This is a genomic window from Pseudomonas sp. PME37.24/006, from assembly GCF_055556635.1.
The window spans coordinates 1050257-1067285 of sequence record NZ_JBVHNL010000004.1 but is presented as its reverse complement, the minus strand read 5'-3'; the positions used below and the strand labels follow the sequence as shown (position 1 = coordinate 1067285).

Annotated in this window: 15 protein-coding genes; 8 read left to right on the top strand and 7 right to left on the bottom strand. The window is 63.3% G+C overall.

The genetic code is table 11. The features are described 5' to 3' along the window. Nucleotides 1–37 precede the first annotated feature (37 nt). Nucleotides 38–937: a homocysteine S-methyltransferase family protein gene (locus ACZ3GY_RS20970; RefSeq protein WP_465911834.1), complete on the bottom strand. Its 900-nt coding sequence runs from the start codon at nt 935–937 to the stop codon at nt 38–40. A gap of 111 nt (nt 938–1048) precedes the next feature. Between ACZ3GY_RS20970 and ACZ3GY_RS20965 the strand changes: the two genes are divergently transcribed. The 8 genes from ACZ3GY_RS20965 to ACZ3GY_RS20930 all read left to right on the top strand — a co-directional run bounded on the left by ACZ3GY_RS20965 (nt 1049) and on the right by ACZ3GY_RS20930 (nt 8717). After that, nucleotides 1049–1870 carry an ABC transporter substrate-binding protein gene (locus ACZ3GY_RS20965; RefSeq protein WP_465911833.1) on the top strand — a complete coding sequence of 274 codons (822 nt, stop codon included), beginning with the start codon at nt 1049–1051 and terminating at the stop codon, nt 1868–1870. After that, entirely contained in the window at nt 1867–2703 is an 837-nt protein-coding gene (locus tag ACZ3GY_RS20960) for an amino acid ABC transporter permease (protein WP_465911832.1), read from the top strand. The genes ACZ3GY_RS20965 and ACZ3GY_RS20960 overlap by 4 nt, the downstream gene beginning before the upstream one ends. A 71-nt stretch (nt 2704–2774) precedes the next feature. After that, on the top strand, nt 2775–3230 hold the full coding sequence (locus ACZ3GY_RS20955) for a GNAT family N-acetyltransferase (RefSeq protein ID WP_465911831.1): 456 nt from the start codon (nt 2775–2777) through the stop codon (nt 3228–3230). Between the two features lie 57 nt (nt 3231–3287). Further along, nucleotides 3288–3734 carry an Lrp/AsnC family transcriptional regulator gene (locus tag ACZ3GY_RS20950; protein ID WP_070881064.1) on the top strand — a complete coding sequence of 149 codons (447 nt, stop codon included), beginning with the start codon at nt 3288–3290 and terminating at the stop codon, nt 3732–3734. 388 nt (nt 3735–4122) lie between these two features. Beyond that, on the top strand, nt 4123–5232 hold the full coding sequence (locus ACZ3GY_RS20945) for a TRAP transporter substrate-binding protein (RefSeq protein ID WP_463563170.1): 1110 nt from the start codon (nt 4123–4125) through the stop codon (nt 5230–5232). Continuing rightward, nucleotides 5229–5747 carry a TRAP transporter small permease subunit gene (locus ACZ3GY_RS20940; RefSeq protein ID WP_463563169.1) on the top strand — a complete coding sequence of 173 codons (519 nt, stop codon included), beginning with the start codon at nt 5229–5231 and terminating at the stop codon, nt 5745–5747. Before ACZ3GY_RS20945 ends, ACZ3GY_RS20940 begins: the two co-directional genes overlap by 4 nt. Continuing rightward, nucleotides 5744–7069, top strand: a complete 1326-nt coding sequence (locus ACZ3GY_RS20935) for a TRAP transporter large permease (protein ID WP_463563168.1) — start codon at nt 5744–5746, stop codon at nt 7067–7069. The genes ACZ3GY_RS20940 and ACZ3GY_RS20935 overlap by 4 nt, the downstream gene beginning before the upstream one ends. 64 nt (nt 7070–7133) lie before the next feature. Next, nucleotides 7134–8717, top strand: a complete 1584-nt coding sequence (locus ACZ3GY_RS20930; RefSeq protein WP_465911830.1) for a gamma-glutamyltransferase family protein — start codon at nt 7134–7136, stop codon at nt 8715–8717. Nucleotides 8718–8781: 64 nt separating this feature from the next. On the opposite strand, the gene ACZ3GY_RS20925 is transcribed toward ACZ3GY_RS20930, so the two are convergent. The 6 genes from ACZ3GY_RS20925 to ACZ3GY_RS20900 all read right to left on the bottom strand — a co-directional run bounded on the left by ACZ3GY_RS20925 (nt 8782) and on the right by ACZ3GY_RS20900 (nt 16855). Next, entirely contained in the window at nt 8782–10155 is a 1374-nt protein-coding gene (locus ACZ3GY_RS20925) for an alanine/glycine:cation symporter family protein (protein WP_465911829.1), read from the bottom strand. Between the two features lie 306 nt (nt 10156–10461). Continuing rightward, nucleotides 10462–11298: an alpha/beta hydrolase gene (locus ACZ3GY_RS20920; RefSeq protein WP_465911828.1), complete on the bottom strand. Its 837-nt coding sequence runs from the start codon at nt 11296–11298 to the stop codon at nt 10462–10464. After that, nucleotides 11292–12506, bottom strand: coding sequence for a YeeE/YedE family protein (locus ACZ3GY_RS20915; RefSeq protein WP_465911827.1), 1215 nt, complete (start codon nt 12504–12506; stop codon nt 11292–11294). Before ACZ3GY_RS20915 ends, ACZ3GY_RS20920 begins: the two co-directional genes overlap by 7 nt. 206 nt (nt 12507–12712) lie before the next feature. Further along, complete coding sequence (locus tag ACZ3GY_RS20910) at nt 12713–13384, bottom strand: hypothetical protein (RefSeq protein ID WP_465911826.1); 672 nt, start codon at nt 13382–13384, stop codon at nt 12713–12715. A 233-nt stretch (nt 13385–13617) separates the two neighbouring features. Continuing rightward, nucleotides 13618–15429, bottom strand: a complete 1812-nt coding sequence (gene oadA / locus ACZ3GY_RS20905) for a sodium-extruding oxaloacetate decarboxylase subunit alpha (RefSeq protein ID WP_465911825.1) — start codon at nt 15427–15429, stop codon at nt 13618–13620. A gap of 10 nt (nt 15430–15439) precedes the next feature. Further along, on the bottom strand, nt 15440–16855 hold the full coding sequence (locus ACZ3GY_RS20900) for an acetyl-CoA carboxylase biotin carboxylase subunit (protein ID WP_465911824.1): 1416 nt from the start codon (nt 16853–16855) through the stop codon (nt 15440–15442). Nucleotides 16856–17029: the final 174 nt, after the last annotated feature.

Here is a 17029-nt window from a genome sequence, read left to right as displayed (position 1 = left end):
CGCCATTCAGAGCACATGGCACGCCGAGCCGAATTGATCAGTTCAGGCGCTGCGCCAGCACCGCGATATGTTCCGGGCCGATGCCACAGCAGCCGCCCAGATGGCTGGCCCCACGAGCGCGCCAGTCGGCGACCCAGCGCAGGTAACCCGGCGGGTCGAGATCCTCGCGCAGCGGATCCAGGCCATCGTTGGCGGTGGCCTCTTCGGGCTGCGGCGGGAAGGCATTGGCATAGGCGCCAATGGCGATGTCCGCGCCGAGGCTGGCGAAGGTTTCGCGCGCCACGTCGATGGCCGTGCCGATCACTTCCGGCTGGCTGCAGTTGAACAGCAGCACCTCGACACCCAGTTCGGCGGCGGCGCGAGCAGCATCGGCCACCGGCTCGCCGGAGCGTAGGCGAGGCACCTCGTCGGTGTCTTCGTCGCGCAGAGTGAAGGACAACCAGAACGGCTTGCCGTCATCGGGCAGATGAGCACGGATGGCCCGCGCCTCGGCAATGGCGCTCTGGGTCTCGGCCAGCCACAGGTCGACATGGGGCGCCAAGCCCTCTATCAGCGGCGTCAGCACCTCGGCTACTCGTTCGGGCTGGAACAGATCAGGCCGATAGGAGCCGAACAGCGGCGGCAACGAGCCAGCGACCCGTACCCCGGAGGCAGCCTGATCAGCCGCGTTACGCGCCAGCTGACCGGCACGCTCCGCGAGGGCGCGGCCCTCCTCGGCGAAACGCTGCTCGCCGATATGGAAGGGCACCACCGCGTAACTGTTGCTGGTGATCACCTGGCTGCCGCTGGCGATATAGGCGGCGTGCACCGCCTCCACCTGTTCGGGCGCCTCGCTCAGCGCCAGCGCCGACCACTCCGGCTGACGAAACGGCGCACCACGGCGCTGCAGCTCGCGGCCCATGCCGCCATCCAGCAAAATCAGAGGTCGCACGCTCATATAAGCTCCAGTCATATCGATATGCATTCAATTCATTTGGACGCATTGATTTATAACTATTTAATACACACACCTCGCCTGTCACAACCCCTTTCGTGCTTAAGGAATTCTGTGAAAACCACGCTATTCGCGGCCATCGGCCTGACCCTCGCATCCTTCTGCAACCTGGCTCTGGCAGGCCCCACGCTCGACCGTATCGAAAAGAACGGTGAGCTGGTCAACGTGCTGATGGAAAACTATCCGCCGTTCTCTTTCCTCAACGATCAGAACCAGCTCGACGGCTTCGACGTCGATGTGGCCAAGGCAGTGGCTGACAAGCTCGGCGTCAAGCTGCGCCTGGAAACCCCGTCCTGGGATGTGATCGCCGCAGGCCGCTGGAGCGGTCGCTACGACATCTGCATCTGCTCGATGACACCTAGCCAGGCACGCGCCCAGGTCTTCGATTTCCCGGTCACCTATTACGCCTCCCCGGCGGTGATCGTGGTCAACGCCACTGATGAGCGCATCCACTCGGCCAAGGATCTTTCCGGCCTGAAGGTCGGCGTCACCAGTGCTTCTTCGTACGAAGGCTACCTGAACAAGGATCTGGTCATCGAAGGTGCCGAGGACAAGCCGCTGGAGTACCCGTTCGACACTGTACAGGTCGCGCCGTACGACAACGATACCGTGGCTTTCCACGACCTCGCCCTGGGTGCCGGCGTGCGCCTAGATGCCATCCTCACCAACCTGGTCACCGCGCAACCGCGCATCGACCAGGACAAGCGCTTCAAGCTGGCCGGCACTGCGCTGTACGCCGAGCCGAATGCCGTGGCCATCGAGAAGGATGACGCCGAGTGGCGCGCCAAGGTCGAGAGCGTCTTCGCAGAGCTGCGCAAGGACGGTACCCTGGCGGCCATCTCCAAGAAGTGGATCGGTTCCGATATCAGCCAATGACACCCCCTCCTGAATCCCCTCGCCCGCCACCCATGGCGAGCGAGTCGTTGCTGCAGCGTCTGTTCGGCTTTCGCACCCGCCTGTATGTCACCTGGGCGATCATGTTCGCCCTGTGCGTGGCGTTCTTCCTGAGCTTCGACCTGAAGTTCTCGATCATCCTCGACAAGCTCCCCAACCTGCTCGGCGCCAATCTGGCACCCAACGGTTTTCTGCAGGGCGCGGCGCTGACTCTGTTCCTGTGCTTCTGCTCGATCTGGGCATCCCTGGCGCTGGGCTTCGTCACCGCCCTGGCGCGCCTGTCGAAGAGCGCCGTGGCGTTCGGGATCGCCAGCTTCTACGCCTCGTTCTTCCGTGGCACGCCGTTGCTGATCCAGATTCTGCTGATCTACCTGGGCCTGCCGCAGCTGGGCCTGGTGCCGGGCGCGATCACCGCCGGGATCATCGCCCTGTCGCTGAACTACGGGGCCTACCTGAGTGAAATATTCCGCGCCGGCCTGATTGGCGTGGCGCCCGGCCAGCGCGAAGCCTCCCTAGCCCTGGGCCTCAAGCCAACAGTGATTTTCTGGCGGGTGACCCTGCCCCAGGCAATGCGCACCATCATTCCGCCGACCACCAGCCAGTTCATTTCGATGCTCAAGGACTCGTCGTTGATCTCGGTGATGGGCGTCTGGGAAGTGATGTTCCTGGCCCAATCCTACGGCCGCTCGTCCTATCGCTATATCGAGATGCTGACCACCGCGGCAGTGATCTACTGGCTGCTGTCGATCGGCCTGGAGCTGATCCAGGCACGTCTCGAACGGCATTACGGCAAGGCCTATCTGAACGGGCGTTAGGCAACTGACTCTTGTGGTGCCTGCCGAGGCGCCGCAGGATGGACGCCTGACCGCCTACCGGAGCCTTGACCATGACCGTCCGCATCCCCGTGGAAATCCGCGCCGTCACCGCTGACGACCACGCTGCCTGGCTACCGTTGTGGCAGGGCTACCAGCGCTTCTACATGACCGAAATCGGCGCCGACGTCAGCGCCACCACCTGGCAGCGCTTTCTCGACCCGGCCGAGCCGATGTTCGCCGCCCTGGCCTGGCGCGACGGCGTGGCCATCGGCCTGGTGCACTGGATCTACCACCGCTCCTGCTGGACGACCGGCGACTACTGCTACCTGCAGGATCTGTTCATCGCCAAGGACGTGCGTGGCGGTGGCGTCGGCCGCCAGTTGATCGACCACGTCTATGCTGCGGCCAAGCAAGCCGGTTGCTCACGCGTGCACTGGCTGACCCACGAGAGCAACGCCAAGGCCAAGCTGCTCTACGAGCGCATCGGTGAACGTTCGGGGTTCGAGCAGTATCGCAAGTTGCTCTGATCGCAGCTGGCACGTAACCCGCATCTCTGTCGGCCTTAACCACCGACAGAGCGGCCCATGAACAAACTGGACAACGCGCTGCTGAATATCCTGATCAAGGATTCGCGCACTTCCTTCGCCGATATCGCCCGCCAACTGAACATCTCCCGCGCTCACGCCCGCACCCGGGTGCAAGCCCTGGTCGAGAGCGGCGTGATCGAGAAATTCACCGCGGTGGTCAACCCGGAGAAGCTCGGCAAGGGCATCTCCACCTTCGTCGACCTGACCGTCGCGCCGCACGCCATCGAAGCGGTCGCCGAGCGGCTTTCAGCGACCATGGAAGTGGTCAGCCTGTACATCATGAGCGACCTGAAAAGCCTGCACATCCACACCCTGACCGACAGCTACGAAACCTTCGATGCCTTCGTGCGCCAGCACATCTTCAATCACCCGGAAATCCTCACGGTCGATTGCAAGGCGCTGATGACCCGGGTCAAGCATCGGCGTGGTGGCGCGCGTCTGTAAGCCGTTGTTGGCAGCTCGCTACCTGAGATCGGTAATGCTGCGCACTGCGTCAAAAGCGTGCCCTCGGTGCGTTTTGGTGCACAAATGACATTCGTTCGCTCACCGCAGCCCTGCTTACCGGAACGTACCCGGATAACCGGCGTGACCTGACAAATGTTCAGCACTACCTGCTGCGGATACCGTTTCGTCACCTCAAGAACCTGCGCCACGCTTGTTTTGTGTGCGTTTGGCATTTCGAAGGCAAATCTGGAAAATCAGATAATTCATTTAAAATCATACAGTTAAAATAATTTTCTCCTGGCATGGCTGTTGCTGAAGGCATTCGGTAACGACTTTACATCCGGCAGGCAAACGCCCGTCGCAATGGCCACAGTGAAAGGAGAATCCCATGAGCCTCAATCGACGTAACTTCATCGGCGCCGGCGCCCTCGCAGCAGGTGCTGGCCTGGCGATGGGCGCCAGCGGTGTGGCCAGTGCGGCAGTCAGCGGCAAGACCTTCAACTGGAAGATGACCAACGCCTACGCACCAGGCTCGCCGTTCTATGTACAGGGCCCTGGCAGCCCCACCGACTTCTGCAAACGCGTCGAGGAAATGTCCGGTGGGCGCCTGAAGATCCAGCACTTCGCCGCCGGTGAGCTGATTCCTGCGCTTGAGGGCTTCGACGCCGTGTCCAGCGGCATGGTGGAAATGAACGCGGCGAACGCCTTCTTCTGGGCGGGCAAGATCCCCGCAGCGCAGTTCTTCACCGCTGTGCCGTTCGGCATGAACACCCAGGGCATGAACGCCTGGCTGTACAACGGCGGCGGCCTGAAGCTCTGGGAAGAACTCTACGAACCCCACGGCCTGGTACCCATGCCGATGGGCAACACCGGTACGCAGATGACCGGCTGGTTCCGCCAGCCACTGGAGAACGTCGACAGCCTGAAAGGCCTGAAGATGCGCATCGCAGGGCTAGCCGGCAAGGTCTACAGCGAGTTGGGCGTGGCCGTGCGCCTGTTGCCCGGCGGAGAGATCTTCCCAGCCCTGGAGCGTGGCGTGATCGACGCCGCCGAGTTCGTCGGCCCCTACCAGGATCGCCGCATGGGCCTGCACAAAGCGGCCAAGAACTACTACACCACCGGCTGGCACGAGCCGACCAACGTCACCGAGCTGATCATCAACAAACAGGCCTGGGACAGCCTGCCCGCCGACCTCCAGGCCATCGTGCGTTTCTGCGCCCAGGCCTGCAACACCGACAGTTGGTCATGGTGCGATGCGGTCAACGCCGAAGCCATGCAGGATCTGGTCAACAACCAGGGCGTGATCGCCCGGCCGCTGCCGGACGACATCATCAAGCGCCTGCATGAAGTCACCAACGACACCCTGTCGAGCATGGCAGCGAGCGACCCGGCGACCAAGAAGGTCTACGAGCACTTCTTCGCCTTCCGCAAGCAGTACATCTCCTGGGCTTCGGTGGGCGAGAAGGCGTTCATGAATATCGGGATGGGCGAGGCATGATGTTCGTCGTCACCCGCATCGAACAACTGGTCGAGGCACTGGGCGCCATCGCGCGCGCCTGCGTGTTGCTACTGGTGCTGTTGGTGTCGTTCGACGTACTGATGCGTTACCTCTTCGACCTCAGCCCGGTGGCGCTGCAGGAACTGGAGTGGTACCTGATCTCGCCCATCGCGCTACTTGGCATCGCTTATACCCTCAAGCACCGCCAGGATGTGCGCGTGGACTTTCTCTACGAGAAATTCGGGGTGAAGACCAAGGCCGCCGTCGACCTGTTCAGCGGGATCGCCACCGCAGCGATCGGTTTCTACATCGCCCGCCTGGCGTTCAACTACACCATGCAGTCCTACAACATGGGCGAAGGCTCGCCGGATCCAGGTGGGCTGCCTTATCGCTTTCTGATCAAGGCCTTTTTGCCACTGGGTTTCGGCCTGTTCGGGCTACAAGGTGTTGCCGATAGCCTACGGGCGCTGTGCGCTCTGCTGATGCCTGTACAGACTCAGGAGGTGCGACCATGAGCCCCAACGAGTGGCTGGCCATCGCCATGGTCATCGGCTTCTTCGCCATGATGATGGCGGGGGTGCCGGTGGCCATTTCTCTGGCCGTCTCCGGCTTTGTCGCCGGCATGATCGGCTTCGGCCCGATGCTCTTCGCACTGCTGCCGGCCCGCATGTTCGGGGTGGTCAGCAACTACACCTTGCTGGCGATTCCGTTATTTACCTTCATGGGGGTGATGCTGGAGAAGTCCAGGGTCGCCGAGGACATGCTCGAAACCATTGGTCGCGCCATGGGCGGGCTGAATGGCGGCATGGGGCTGGCGATCATTCTGGTCGGCGTGCTCCTCGGCGCCTCCACGGGTATCGTCGGCGCCACCGTGGTGACCATCGGCCTGCTGACCCTGCCGACGCTGCTGCGCCGCGGCTACAACAAGAGCGTCGCCTGCGGCACCATCTGCGCTTCCGGCACCCTGGGCCAGGTGATTCCACCGAGCCTGGTGCTGATCCTGCTGGCCGACATCCTCGGTCAATCGGTGGGTTCGATCTTCGCCGCAGCCTTCATCCCCAGCCTGGTGCTGGCGCTGATCTACGTGACTTATATGCTGATCCTCGGCTGGCTGCGCCCGGACTGGGTGCCGGCGATTCCCGCCGAGGAGCGCGCCCTGACCAGCCGCAAGCAGTTGTTCAAGGACATGGCGCGCAGCGTGCTCCCGCCCTTGCTGCTGGTGATGGCGGTGCTCGGCTCGATCATCGGCGGCGTCGCAGCGCCTACCGAGGCGGCCTCCATGGGCGCACTCGGGGCGTTGATCATCGCCGCTTGCGCCCGGCGCCTGAGCTGGCCAACGCTCAAGGCCACCCTGCACGGCACGCTGACCATCAGTGCGATGATTTTCCTCATCCTGCTCTGCTCGCAGCCCTTCTCCCTGGCCTTCCGCGGCCTCGGTGGTGAAGCGCTGGTACACGAGATGTTCACCCTGCTGCCAGGCGGCGAACTGGGTGCGATCCTGTTCCTCATGGCGGTGCTGTTCGTGCTCGGCTTCTTTCTTGAGTGGATCGAGATTTCCTACATCGCCCTGCCGATGTTCCTGCCGGTGTTCATCGCCTACGACACCGATCTGGTATGGCTGGGTATTCTGGTGGCGCTGAACCTGCAGATGTCGTTCCTCACCCCGCCGTTCGGTTGGGCGCTGTTCTTCCTCAAGGGCGTCGCGCCACCGGGTATCAGCACGCGGGACATCTACATCGGCGCTCTGCCCTATGTGTTCCTGCAGATGCTGGCCGTGGCCGTGGTGTTCTGCTTCCCGCAACTGGCTACCTGGCTGCCGGCCGCCATTGGTTGGTGATGGCTAAATTCGGTTGGGCCGGCGATGATCGGCCCACCATCTTCCTATAAGAAAGGGACTGCCCATGCTGAAAAGCACCCACGCCACCGGCGGCCTGTTCGTCGCTCCCCACCATCTTGCTGCCCAGGCCGGACGCGACGTGCTCAAGGCCGGCGGCACCGCCGTGGAGGCGATGGTTGCGGCAGCGGCAACCATCGCCGTGGTCTATCCACACATGAACGCCATTGGCGGTGATGGTTTCTGGCTGATTCACGAGCCGGGTAAAAAGCCCTTGGCTGTCGATGCCTGCGGCAGCAGTGCCGCCCTCGCCGACCGCGATTTTTACGCCGGCCGCGCACAGATTCCCAGCCGCGGCCCGCTGGCTGCGCTGACCGTGGCGGGCACCGTCGGCGGCTGGGCCGAAGCACTGGCACAGACCGCTCACTGGGGGCAGGGCATGCCTCTGCCCGACCTGCTGAGCGACGCTATCGGCCACGCCCGTTGCGGCATCGTGGTCAGCCGCAGCCAGGCGCAACTGACCCAAGGCAAACTGGCCGAGCTGAAGGACGTGCCTGGTTTCGCCGACGTCTACCTGAACGATGGCAAGGTACCCAAAGAGGGCGATTTACTGCGCCAGCCAGCCCTGGCCGAAACCCTGCAACGCCTGGCCGATGCCGGTCTGGACGACTTCTACCGTGGTGAACTGGCCACACGCATGGCAGCCGAACTCGAACGCCTCGGCAGCCCGCTGCGTCTGGCCGACCTGCAGAGCTATCGCGCCCGCGTCGTCGAGCCGCTGAGCGTGCGCCTGAACGACGCCACCCTGTACAACATGCCGCCGCCGACCCAGGGCCTGGCCTCGCTGCTGATCCTCGGCATCTTCGAAAAACTCGATATCGAGCAGGCCGAAGGTTTCGCTCATGTACACGGGCTGGTGGAAGCGACCAAGCAGGCATTCCTGATCCGCGATCGCGTGGTGACAGATCCAGGTCGCGTGCCGCAAGATCCACAAGCCTTGCTGGACGACGCCAACCTGCAACGCCTGGCCGCCGCCATCGACCCGCAGCACGCGCTACCGTGGCCACAACCGGCTGCGCCGGGCGACACCATCTGGATGGGTTGCATCGACGATCAGGGTCGTGCCGTCAGCTTCATCCAGAGCGTGTACTGGGAGTTCGGCTCCGGTGTGGTGCTGCCCTCTACTGGCGTCGCCTGGCAGAACCGCGGCATCAGTTTCTCCCTCGATCCCGCCGCGCTGCAGACCCTGGAACCGGGCCGCAAGCCCTTCCACACCCTCAACCCGGCTCTGGCGCTGTTCGACGATGGCCGCACCCTGAGTTACGGCACCATGGGCGGCGAAGGCCAGCCACAGACCCAGGCCGCGATCCTCACCCGCTACCGCCTGGGTAGCGACCTGCAGGCAGCCGTCAGCGCACCGCGCTGGCTACTCGGCCGCACTTGGGGGGACGTCAGCACCACGCTCAAGCTGGAAAGCCGTTTCCCGAGCGAACTGGTCGAGCGGCTGCGCCAGGCCGGGCACGTCATCGATGTGCTGGACGAAGCCTTCAGCGACACCATGGGCCACGCCGGCGCCCTGCTGCGCCATCCCAACGGCATTCTGGAAGGTGCCGCCGACCCGCGCAGCGACGGTAGCGTCTGCGGCTTGTAACTCATCCCGGCATAAGCAAAACGCCCCGCTGTTTAGCGGGGCGTTTTGATTGGCACGCGGACTCTCAGTCCTCGGTCTTCCAGTTCTTGCGGCTCATGTAATCGCGGGTTTCCTTGACCACGATGCCGGAGAGCAACAACAGGCCGATCAGGTTGGGCAGCGCCATCAGGCCGTTGGCGATGTCGGAGAAGGTCCACACCACCTCCAGCGACGTCACTGCGCCGACGAACACCACCATCGAGAAGATCAACCGGTACGGCATCACCGCAACGCGGCCCATCAGCCGCTCCATGCAGCGCTCGCCGTAGTACGACCAGCCGAGGATGGTGGTGAAGGCGTACACCAGCACACCGATAGTCACTGTGTAGATGCCCCAGCCGCCACCCAGGCCCTGCTCCAGCGCCCAGGCGGTCATCGGCGCGCCCTTGAGACCTTCCTGTGTCCAGGCGCCAGTGACGATGATCGCCATGGCGGTGAAGGTCACCATCACCAGAGTGTCGAGGAAGGTCTGGGTCATCGAGACCATGGCCTGCCGCACCGGCTTGTCGGTCTTCGCTGCGGCCGCGGCGATGGCGCCGGTGCCCAGGCCCGACTCGTTGGAGAAGATGCCGCGCGCCACGCCCATCTGCACGGCCAGAATGATGCTCGAACCGAGAAAACCACCGGCCGCCGCGCTACCGCTGAAGGCATCGGTGAACACCAGTACGATGGCGTCCGGCAGACGGTCGGCGAACACCACCAGCACCGCGACGTTGCTGATGATGTACAGGACGATCATCACCGGCACCACGCCAGCGGCGAAACGTCCGATGCTCTTGATCCCCCCGATTATCACCACCGCCGTGCCGATCGCCAGCACCAGGCCGCTGATGGTCGGCGAAATGCCCCAGGTGTCATAAAGCTGATGGGCTGCGGTGTTGGCCTGCACCATGTTGCCGATCCCGAACGAAGCGATTGCACCGAAGATGGCAAAGGCGATACCCAGCGTCTTGCCCAGAGTGCCGCCGACACCGCGGGTCAGGTAGTACATTGGCCCGCCGCTCTGCTCGCCCTTGGCGTCGGTCACCCGGTACTTCACGCCCAACAGGGCTTCGGAATACTTGGTCGCCATGCCGACCAAACCGGTCATCCACATCCAGAACAACGCGCCTGGGCCGCCGATACCGATAGCGGTCGCCACCCCGGCGATATTGCCAACGCCGATGGTCGCCGCCAGTGAGGTGGCCAGCGCCTGATAGTGAGTGACGTCTCCGGGGACGTCGCCCTTTTCCTTACGTTTGACGAAGGCCAACCAGAAGGCATGGCCGAGTACACGAAACTGGATGCCACGCAGACGGACGGTCAGGTACAGACCGGTGAGCAGCAACAAGGGGATGAGCAGAAACGGCCCCCAGATAAAGCCGTTGATGGCAGAAAGCACTGCGAGAAGTTGTTCCATCGAGGATGTCCTTTTTGTTCTATCCAGTGCGGCTCGTGGCCGGCAGGAACGGCGCCAGAGCTGGTAGAGCGCTGTTGCCAAGAGATGAACGCGAATGCGTCCGTGCAACGTCGAGTGACATCGTTACGAATGCCAGGGACTTAACAAATCATTAGGCGAATCAATCAATTGCGACAGAGCCGATTGTTGCCAGGACGGCAAGGCTATAACAACTTGCCCACGAAAGGGCTGAAAAAAACGGGGAATTTCGCTGCAGTAGCGCACTGAATCAGGCGTTCGCCTCGCCTGACCGGCCTTCGCCAGAGGTCATTCGGCGCAGTTCAGCGGTTGCTGGCGCCACTGCGCCCAGGCGGGCGCCCAACCGTCGCGGTGCGACACCTGAGCCAGGCTCACGGCTTCCACGCATCGCGCTTCGCCAAGCCCATCGAGGTAATGGCGCAGCACTTCGGCGGGCACCACGCGATCCTCACTACCCACCAAGTGACGCTGCGCGACCTGCGCCAACCGCTCGCGGTCGTCCAGCGGCTCCAGCGAACCGTTCAGCGCGCTCAATTGCTGCAACTGTGCCCAATAGCGCGGGCTCAGGTTGCCGGCCAGGGTCTGCACTACGGCAATATCGTCGCGGCGCGCCGCCAACAACAACGCCAGCGCCGCTCCGCCGGAGTAACCGACCAGTTCGAAGTCTCGGTTGCCGTAGCGCGCCTTGATCAGATCGAGAGCACCGTCAAGACTGGCCAGCACCTCGCGGCCAAAGCGCCGATCCGTCCACAGGCCGGTTTCGCAGGCAGCGCTGCGTACGAACTGACAGGGCCGCGCCAGGTACAGGCTCGGCGTCGGGTCGCTGAACGCCAGCCGCGCCACCAGCAGATCGCGGGGAGAGGGATCGAGACTGGGTTGCGAACGCGTGGCCCAGGCATGGCCGTCACCCTCCAGATAAATCCGGAGACGCGACGCGGACACAGCGTTGCTCGGCGCGCTCAGGAGCAAGGGGAAGGGCTTGAGGTCGAGGGTTTGCAAACGCTGGCTCTGCTCCCCCGCCAACTCGTCGAGCTGTTGCAGCGGGGATTGGCAGCCGCTCAATGCAACGGTCAGCAACACGCCAACAAGCAGCGCGGCTGACCTTGCGCGGCTGGCCATCAGCATCCCGTCAGCTTCGCCTCGCGACGTTCGCCGGGGAAGAAGAACGGCCGCAGGCGAACGCCCACGCCATTGCCGATAAACGCCGCCACCAGCCACAGCCAACCGTGCAGGCTGCCGGAGGCGATGCCGCTGAAGTAAGCGCCGATGTTGCAACCATAAGCCAGACGCGAGCCGTAGCCGAGCAGCAGGCCACCGATCACCGCGGCGATCAGCGAACGCAGCGGAATGTTCAGGTTCGGCGCGAAGCGCCCGGCCAGCCCAGCGGCCAGCAGTGCGCCGACGACGATGCCGATATCCATTACCGTAGTGATGTCTTCCCACAGCGGCGCAGCCAGCGCCTGGGCATTGCCCGGTTGCTGCCAGAACGCCCAGGCGGCCACATCCACCCCGCCGCCTTGCAGCACCTTGGCGCCCCACAACGCGAACGCCGAGGTGATGCCCCACGGGCGACCGGCCAGAGCCAGGGTGGCAAAGTTGAGCAGCGCCAGCAGCACTGCGCCCCAGATCAGCGGCCAGGGGCCGCGCAGGAAACGCTGCCAGCCTTGCTGCTCACTTGGCGCCGCGCGTTCCAGGCTGCCATGCCGGGCGCGCTCCAGACGGATGCTGATCGCCGCAATGGCCGCGAACAATCCGAGGCTGACCAGCAGTGCCGGCAACAATCCCAGGCTGGTTACAATCGAGGTCGGTGGCAGGCTCGGCAGGGCCGACCACCACTCCAGGTGATGAGTCGCGCCCACGCCACCGATGATGAAGAACAGCAGCGTCACCAGCATCCGCGCGTTGCCGCCGCCTACGGTGAACAGCGTGCCGGACGCACAACCGCCGCCCAGCTGCATGCCGATACCGAAGATGAAAGCGCCGACGATCACCGAGGTACCTGCCGGCGCCACCAGCCCCTTGACCGGCTCACCGAACAGCGTGCCCGCCGACAGCGCCGGGAAGAACAGCAGCACGGCAATCGCCAGCATCACCATCTGCGCACGCAGGCCGGCGCCACGGCGCTCGTTGAGCAGCACGCGCCATGCCGAGGTGAAGCCGAATGCAGCGTGATAGAGCACCAGGCCCAGCGCACCACCGACGATGAACAGCAACGCCTGACGGCCACTCACCGCGAAGGTGAGCGCCAGGGCGCCAGCCAGCAGCAGCGCCACGGCAACCAGCGGCGTGCCCGGACGATTGGCCGGCGCCGCCGCAGGAATGGAGAGATTCATATAGACCTTCGAATAACCAATTGAAACGGTCGGCTATTGTAGCCTGCCCCGAGCGCCTGGGCTGGCTGATCGTTAGACCGATTCCTGAGAGGGTTATGACACCGCGCTACAACGAATGCCAGCCGCGCGATGTGCAAACCCAGCCCTAATGGTTAGCAGCGGCTCAGCGGCCATGACTGGCGAGCCGAGCAGCAGGTACTACGTGCTCAGAACACCCCGTCACGGGCAGCCGGCGGGGTGAACAACCCGGCCGGGTCGCGGCGCACCGAACCTTCCTTGATCTCGGCTGCCTCGACGACTTCGACCTGCTCGCCATTCAAGGCCTTCTGCACAGTCTGCTGGGTCAGCACGCTGGAGAGGATGATCTTGCCGGAATCGGTGAAGTCATAAACGGTGGACGAGCCCTGCAGCGGCACCGAGGCCAGGCGCTGACCGCGGCTATTGAACACGTCGGCAGTCAGCGCGTGGGTCAGCACCACGCCCATGAAGCTCTCGCTCTTCCATTCACGTACACGAACCGACAGCAGCATGGCATCGGCGGATGACGCCTGGCTTACCTTGCTATCAACGGCGCGGGCCTTGACGCCCTTGCGCTCGAAACCTCCCAGCAAGGACTTCTGCAGTTCCTGCGCCAGCGGCTCGCCAGAACGGGTATTGACGTCATAGGGGATGTAATAGCTGCCGCGGATCAAGCCGACGAAATGGCCCTTCTTGTTACCGGACAGTACATAGGGACGCTCATCGATCACCTGCACCTCGACGGACTTGGAGAAGGTTTGCGGCACCTCGGGATACGCCTGGGAATAGTCGATTTTGCGGCCATTGGAGCAGGCAGCCAGGCTGAGCAACAGCATGAGGAAACAGCAGCGACGGAGCATGAAATATCCCTATCAGAGTTGACCTCGCCCTTCAGGAGCGACGGTTGAAAGCGCAAAGCTGCGGTGAATCCGAAGCGACGCGGTACGAACGCAGCCGCTATATGCCAAAGCAGCTGGGCCAACGCAAGCGACTGCGCCGATATGAACAAGGCAAATATGAAAAGTGCGATAGCTGCGGCAAATGCCGGGCAAAAAAAGGGGCCTTGCGGCCCCCAGAGGTAAACGTTGGGCAATCAGGCTTCGACTTCGATCAACACCTCGCCTGGGTTGACCCGGTCGCCCTTGGCCACATGCACGGCCTTGACGGTGCCGGCGATAGGCGCCTGCACTTCGGTCTCCATTTTCATCGCTTCGGTGATCAGCACGGCCTGCCCCGCCTTCACGGTATCGCCCTCCTTGACCAGCACGTCGACGATGTTGCCCGGCATGCTGGTGCTCACGTCACCCGGCGCACTGGCGGTGCGGCGCTTGCTGCCGGTACCACCGGCGACGTAGTCGTTGAGCGCTTCGAACACCACTTCTTCGGGCATGCCGTCGATGGACAGGTAGAAGTGTCGCTTGCCCTCGCCCTTGACGCCGACGCCGGTGATATCCACGCGATAGCTTTCGCCATGCACGTCGATGATGAATTCGGTCGGTACGCCAGCCCCGCCGGCTGCCGCCACGCCGCTGCCATCGGGAATCGGCAGCAACACCTCCGGTTGCAGGCTGCCGGCTTCGCGCTCCTCGAGAAACTTGCGGCCAATGTCCGGGAACATGGCGAAGGTCAGCACGTCCTCTTCGGACTTGGCCAGGTCGCCGATCTGCCCGCGCAGCTTGTCCATCTCCGGCTTGAGCAGATCGGCCGGGCGCACATCGATCACCTCTTCATTGCCGATGGCCTGCTTGCGCAGCGTTTCGTTGACGGTGCCCGGCGCCTGTCCGTAGCCGCCCTGCAGGTAGAGCTTCACCTCGTTGGTGATGGTCTTGTAGCGCTCACCGGCGAGCACGTTGAAGAACGCCTGGGTGCCAACGATCTGCGAGGTCGGCGTCACCAGCGGCGGGAAACCGAGGTCTTCACGCACCCGCGGAATCTCCGCCAGCACTTCGTTCATGCGGTTCAGCGCGCCCTGCTCCTTGAGCTGGTTGGCCAGGTTGGAAATCATCCCGCCCGGTACCTGATTGACCTGCACCCGGGTGTCGACGGCGGTGAATTCGCTTTCGAACTGGTGGTACTTCTTGCGCACCGCATGGAAGTACATGCCGATTTCCTGGATCAGCGAGAGATCCAGGCCGGTGTCGTATTCGCTGCCCTTGAGCGCAGCGACCATGGACTCGGTACCGGGATGACTGGTGCCCCAGGCAAAGCTGGAGATGGCCGTGTCGATATGGTCGGCGCCGGCCTCGATGGCCTTGAGCTGACACATAGAACCCAGGCCCGCCGTGTCGTGGCTGTGGATAAATACCGGCAGATCGATCTCGGCTTTCAACGCCTTGACCAGATCGGCCGTGGCGTACGGCGTGAGCAGGCCGGCCATGTCCTTGATGGCGATGGAGTCGATGCCCATGGCCTGCATGGCCTTGCCCTGAGCGACGAAGGCCGCGACGGTGTGCACCGGGCTGGTGGTGTAGGCGATGGTGCCCTGGGCGTGTTTGCCGGCGGTCTTCACCGCTTCGATGGCAACGCGCAGGTTACGCACATCATTCATGGCATCGAAAATGCGGAACACGTCGATGCCGTTCTCCGCCGCCTTGGCAACGAAGGCGCTGACCACGTCATCGCTGTAATGGCGATAACCGAGCAGGTTCTGCCCGCGCAGGAGCATCTGCAGGCGAGTGTTGGGCAATGCCGCGCGCAGCTCGCGCAGACGCTCCCACGGGTCTTCCTTGAGAAAGCGCACGCAGGCATCGAAGGTGGCGCCGCCCCAGACTTCCAGCGACCAGTAGCCGACCTTGTCGAGCTTGTCGCAGATCGGCAGCATGTCTTCGGTGCGCATGCGGGTGGCCAGCAGGGACTGATGGGCGTCGCGCAGGATGGTGTCGGTAACCGTGATTTTTCTTGTCATGGTGCGTTCCTCACAGGCCGGCATGGGCGGCAATGGCGGCGGCGATGGCCAGGGCCAGTTCGCCCGGCTTGCGTTTGATCGAGTAGTTCAGCAGCTCGGGATGGTTGTCGACGAAGCTGGTGTTGAAGCGCCCACTGCGAAATTCGTCGTTGGCGAGAATCTGCTGGTAGTAGGTGGCGGTGGTCTTCACACCCTGCACGCGCATGTCGTCCAGAGCACGCGCGCCACGGGCCAGGGCCTCTTCCCAGGTGAGCGCCCAGACGACCAGCTTCAGGCACATGGAGTCGTAATACGGCGGAATGGTGTAGCCGGTATAGATTGCCGTATCGGTGCGCACGCCTGGGCCGCCAGGGGCGTAGTAGCGGGTGATCTTGCCGAACGATGGCAGGAAGTTGTTGCGCGGGTCTTCGGCGTTGATCCGAAATTGCAGGGCGAAGCCGCGGTACTGGATATCTTCCTGCTTGATGGAAAGCGGCAGGCCGGAGGCGATGCGAATCTGCTCGCGAACGATATCGATGCCGGTGATTTCCTCGGTGATGGTGTGTTCCACCTGCACCCGAGTGTTCATCTCCATGAAGTACACCTCTCCCTCGGCGAGCAGGAACTCCACGGTACCGGCATTCTCGTAACCCACCGCCTGGGCGGCGCGCACGGCGAGGTCGCCGATATAGGCGCGCTGCTCCGGGGTCAGCTGCGGGCTGGGGGCGATTTCGATGAGCTTCTGGTTGCGCCGCTGGATCGAGCAGTCGCGCTCGAACAGGTGCACCACGTTGCCGAAGCTGTCGCCGAGGATCTGCGCCTCGATGTGCTTCGGGTTGACGATGCACTTCTCCAGGAACACCTCGGCCGAACCAAACGCCTTGGTGGCCTCGGAAATCACCCTTGGAAACGCCTGCTCCAGCTCCTCACGGCTGTTGCAGCGGCGAATGCCCCGACCACCGCCACCGGAGGTGGCCTTGAGCATCACCGGATAGCCGATGCGGTCACCTTCGAGCAGCGCCTCGGCGATATCCGCCACGTTGCCCTCGGTGCCCGGCGTCACCGGCACGCCGGCCTTGATCATGCTGCGCCGGGCTTCGGTCTTGTCGCCCATGCGGCGGATGACCTCGGCGCTCGGGCCGATGAATTTGATGCCCCGCGAGGCGCAGATTTCCGCCAGCTCGGCATTCTCGGAGAGAAAGCCATAGCCGGGGTGCAGCGCATCGCAGCCGGTTTCCACGGCCAGGTTCACCAGCTTGCGCGGGTTCAGGTAGCCCGCCAGCGGGTCATCACCAATGCCGTAGGCCTCGTCGGCACGTTTGACGTGCAGGGCCTGGCGGTCGGCGTCCGAATAGATGGCCACCGAACGAATGTTCATCTCGGCGCAGGCCCGCACGATGCGGACGGCAATCTCGCCACGGTTGGCTATCAGGATTTTCTTGATCACGAGCCAGCATCCTCGATCACGTGAACAGGCGACCTCTAGAGGTCGAGATATGACCGGATATGTCCGCCCGGCCTTATGAGCAACCCTACGCCGCTGTAACAATTAACCAAAATCAATATTTATTGGGTTATGCATAAGTAAAAACTTATGCTTGGCGAACAAGAATCCACTCGA

Coding starts and splice junctions, on each gene's coding strand:
- ACZ3GY_RS20970 (WP_465911834.1), bottom strand. CDS start 937: ATGAGCGTGCGACCTCTGATTTTGCTGGATGGCGGCATGGGCCGCGAG.
- ACZ3GY_RS20960 (WP_465911832.1), top strand. CDS start 1,867: ATGACACCCCCTCCTGAATCCCCTCGCCCGCCACCCATGGCGAGCGAG.
- ACZ3GY_RS20955 (WP_465911831.1), top strand. CDS start 2,775: ATGACCGTCCGCATCCCCGTGGAAATCCGCGCCGTCACCGCTGACGAC.
- ACZ3GY_RS20950 (WP_070881064.1), top strand. CDS start 3,288: ATGAACAAACTGGACAACGCGCTGCTGAATATCCTGATCAAGGATTCG.
- ACZ3GY_RS20945 (WP_463563170.1), top strand. CDS start 4,123: ATGAGCCTCAATCGACGTAACTTCATCGGCGCCGGCGCCCTCGCAGCA.
- ACZ3GY_RS20940 (WP_463563169.1), top strand. CDS start 5,229: ATGATGTTCGTCGTCACCCGCATCGAACAACTGGTCGAGGCACTGGGC.
- ACZ3GY_RS20935 (WP_463563168.1), top strand. CDS start 5,744: ATGAGCCCCAACGAGTGGCTGGCCATCGCCATGGTCATCGGCTTCTTC.
- ACZ3GY_RS20930 (WP_465911830.1), top strand. CDS start 7,134: ATGCTGAAAAGCACCCACGCCACCGGCGGCCTGTTCGTCGCTCCCCAC.
- ACZ3GY_RS20925 (WP_465911829.1), bottom strand. CDS start 10,155: ATGGAACAACTTCTCGCAGTGCTTTCTGCCATCAACGGCTTTATCTGG.
- ACZ3GY_RS20920 (WP_465911828.1), bottom strand. CDS start 11,298: ATGCTGATGGCCAGCCGCGCAAGGTCAGCCGCGCTGCTTGTTGGCGTG.
- ACZ3GY_RS20915 (WP_465911827.1), bottom strand. CDS start 12,506: ATGAATCTCTCCATTCCTGCGGCGGCGCCGGCCAATCGTCCGGGCACG.
- ACZ3GY_RS20910 (WP_465911826.1), bottom strand. CDS start 13,384: ATGCTCCGTCGCTGCTGTTTCCTCATGCTGTTGCTCAGCCTGGCTGCC.
- oadA (WP_465911825.1), bottom strand. CDS start 15,429: ATGACAAGAAAAATCACGGTTACCGACACCATCCTGCGCGACGCCCAT.